Below are 2,975 nucleotides of genomic sequence, written 5' to 3'. Positions count from 1 at the left end.
TGCGCTCGCACGGCTTTTACGACGAGATCACCGCGCCGCAGAGCTACCGCTTAAACGAGGCCTATCTGCGCGGCTTTGAGCGCATAGAGATCGACATCGACGGCAACCCGAGCGCCTTCGAGTTTGAAATTTTAAAGGGCGCGGCGGCGCTTAGCACGCTCGTTTTAAATTTCAAATCCACGCAGCTAAATTCCAAACCCGTACGCGCTATCAGCGAGATTTGCGGCATAGAGTTCGAGCCAGGCAAAAGATATAGCGTAAATTTAAGCTCGCGCGAAATTTTACGCGAAGAGGCTCTAGGTGCGGGCGGCGAGATCGTTTACCGCTCCTTTGAGCTGCGAAGCTTGCAGGCAGGCTACGTTTTTGAAAAAATTTCATCCTTCGTGCGCGCAGGCATCGCGCCCGAGCGTATCGTCGTGATCCTGCCCGACGAGAGCTTCGCGGACACGCTGCGGCTATATGACGAGCGCATCGCAAAAGCCCGCGGCTCGCACCGCATGCTAAATTTCGCGATGGGCAGAAGCGTAAAAGATAGCCTATTTTACGTCGCGCTTGAAAAAATTTCGCAGTGCCTAAAAGAGGGGCTTGCTCCGAAATTTGGCGTGGATTATCGCGTAAAAACTGCGGAAAATTCCATCCGTGCAGGCGGCGAAAATTTCAGTTCGGATCAGGCGGCCAGCTACGAGCTTTTGGATACGGCGCGTGATACGCGGGATTTAGAGGCGGGCTACTGCGGCGCACAAAATTTTAAAGCGGACGGCGAGAATTTTAAATCAAATAATGAACGTGAATGTGAAAATTTTAAAACAGGCGGCGAAAATTCCGAGCAAAGCGGCGAGGACGGCGGCGAAAATTTCAAATCAAACGGCGAGAATTTCAGATCGCGCGGCGAATGCGGCGGTAAAAATTACGAAGCGAGCGGCGAAAGCCTTAGTAAAAACAGCCGTCAAAACGAGCGGCCAAAGCCCGCGGAACTCGATCTGTTCTTTAGCCTAATCGGGCTTGAGAGCGAGCTTTTTAAGGAGTTTGAGCTAAATTTCAACCGGGCGCAGAGCTTTGAAAGCTTTGAGGCGCTGATCCGTAAAATTTTAAATTTGCCCAAAATTTACGACGCGGTTTTGGAGGCAAAGATCAAGGAGCCTTTGTATCTGATCGAAATTTTGCTGCGAAAGCTGCGCGGCGGGAGCTTAAGCCTTAGCAATTTGATCGATCTTTTTCTGCTTGAGCTAGGTGGGCTCAAACTCGACGACGTCAGCGGTGGTAAGGTCACTGCAATGGGGCTTTTGGAGAGCCGCGGGCTGCAGTTTGACAGCGTGATAATCATCGATTTTAACGACGATCTGGTGCCCAAGCGGGTGGAAAACGAGATGTTTCTAAACGCCGCGCTGCGCGCCAGAGCGGGGCTCATCAGCCACGCGGATCGCGAAAATTTACAAAGATTTTACTACGCGAGCTTGATTTTGGGCGCGAAAAAAACGGCGATTTGTTATCTTCAAAACAGCGAAAAATCGCCCTCGCGCTTCTTAAAAAGCTTCGATGCGGCGCTTGATTGCGAGTTTTCGCAGGAGGATTACTTGCGGCTCCTCGGCGAGAGGCGGTTTTTGCCCGCTCTGCGCGGCCAGGATGATCCGATTTTGCGGCACGATTTCTTTGAAAATCCGCTTTCGTTTTCCAGGCTCGATAGCTTTTTGGCGTGCAAGAGGCAGTATTTTTACAAATATATCGCAGCGCTTGCGGAGGGGCTAAACTTCGGCGAGGACGACGCGCTACGAGGCACGATTTTGCACTCTAGCTTTGAGCGGTTTTACCGCGCCGCGGGGGTTAAATTTAACTTTGATAAATTTAGCAAAATTTACTCCGCTATTGCGGCAGATGCGGGGCTCGCTAGATTTGATGCGGAGCTTGAGCTGCAAAAGATCAAAAAGATCGCCCCGCTACTACAGCAGCACGAGCAGACTTGGAGCTTTGCATGCGGCGAGCAGCGGTGCGAGGGCGAGTTTGAGGGGGTGCGGCTGAGCGGGCGGATAGACCGCATCGATGAGGACGGGCGCGGCGGCAAATTTATCATCGATTACAAAAGTGGCAGCGGCAAGCCGCAGAGCTTTCAGCTAAGCTTCTACCAGGCGCTGCTGGGGTGCGAATGCGAGAGCGCGTATCTGGCGCTCGGGGATGAGGGCTTTGTGCGTCCTGGCGCAAAAACTCCGACGCTTCAGGCTCTGCGCGAGAAATTGGGCGCGCTTAAGGAGGAGTTTGCGCACGAAGTGGTTTTTGCGCGCACAAATGAGCCTAAAACCTGCGAATATTGCGCTTATAAGATCATTTGCAAAGGGCGTATCGATGGCAAAATTTGAAAATTATCTGGCGCTTGAAGCGAGCGCGGGCAGCGGCAAGACCTTCAATCTCGCGGTCAGATTCATCGAACTAGTGCTAAAAGGCGAGCCGATCAATGAAATTTTAGCGCTTACTTTCACCAAAAAAGCGGCCGCCGAGATGAAAACGCGCATCGTGGAGAAATTTCAAAATCTGCTTATCGCGCGCGACGGAGCCCTTGTGCCGAGCCCCGAGCTAGCGCAAATTTGCGAGGATCTAAATATGAGCGCGGATGAGGTTTTGGCAGCGCAGCAGCGCCTACTCCCTAAATTTTTAAGCGAGAGGCTAAACGTCTTTACCTTCGATGCGTTTTTTGCAAAAGCTCTGCGCTCGTTCGCACTAAACAGCGGCATCGATCCGGGATTTGAAAACGACGAGAGCATACTAGGCGTGCAGCAGAAGGAGTTTTTAAGCGCGATCTGTAAAGACGGCGCCCTTTTAAGGGAGGTCGTGGGCTACGTAAGCAATTCTGGAATGAGCAAGGATCAGTTTTTAAACAGTCTGGAGGCCTTTTGGGAAAACGATATTGAGGTGAGCGAGAGCGGCTCTCTGCCCGCGCCCGATCTTGGCCGCGTCAATGAAATTTTATCAAATTTAAAAAGCGC

The 2,975-nt window shown here is 51.9% G+C and carries 2 protein-coding genes; both read left to right on the top strand.

Translation table 11 applies throughout. The features are described from left to right. Nucleotides 1–2,351 (top strand): PD-(D/E)XK nuclease family protein (locus Q0438_RS05280; protein WP_299188199.1); only part of this gene is annotated, 2,351 nt, incomplete at its 5' end. After that, on the top strand, nucleotides 2,338–2,975 hold a 638-nt coding region (locus Q0438_RS05275; protein ID WP_299188196.1), incomplete at its 3' end, for a UvrD-helicase domain-containing protein. The genes Q0438_RS05280 and Q0438_RS05275, both read left to right, overlap by 14 nt.

Source organism: uncultured Campylobacter sp. (genome assembly GCF_938030785.1).
Taxonomy (GTDB): domain Bacteria; phylum Campylobacterota; class Campylobacteria; order Campylobacterales; family Campylobacteraceae; genus Campylobacter_B.
This window is presented reverse-complemented; position numbering and strand designations above follow the sequence as displayed.